Origin of the sequence: Halomonas sp. SIMBA_159 (genome assembly GCF_046536035.1) — a bacterium.
In the GTDB taxonomy this organism is placed as follows: domain Bacteria; phylum Pseudomonadota; class Gammaproteobacteria; order Pseudomonadales; family Halomonadaceae; genus Vreelandella; species Vreelandella venusta_A.
Genome location: NZ_JAWJBT010000362.1, coordinates 1 through 279, shown reverse-complemented (window position 1 = coordinate 279; position 279 = coordinate 1). Strand labels below are relative to the sequence as shown.

Here is a 279-nt window from a genome sequence, read left to right as displayed (position 1 = left end):
TTCTCGGTTCCTTGAATTCTCCCGTCACATAAAATTTCGCTGATGGCCCGAGCGCCTGTAGCCGTTGCTGCTCTTCAATGGAGGCGAGCCGGTAACTGGCATAAATTACCTGGCCTGTTTCAGCTTCTGCAAATCCAGTCAACCGGCCCCCATCAATCGATATGTCCTCAAACACGAGCGGGCCTTGAAAATTCCCGGCTAACAGCGGCGCTGCCACCAGCCGCCCGTCCATATTCAAATAGGCGAAGAGTGACAAGCCCAAAACGAGCGCCAGCCAAA

At 54.1% G+C, this 279-nt stretch carries 1 protein-coding gene; it reads right to left on the bottom strand.

The features are described from left to right. Positions 1 to 279: hypothetical protein (locus R0J87_RS19620; protein ID WP_498888348.1), on the bottom strand; the 279-nt coding region annotated here is incomplete at both ends.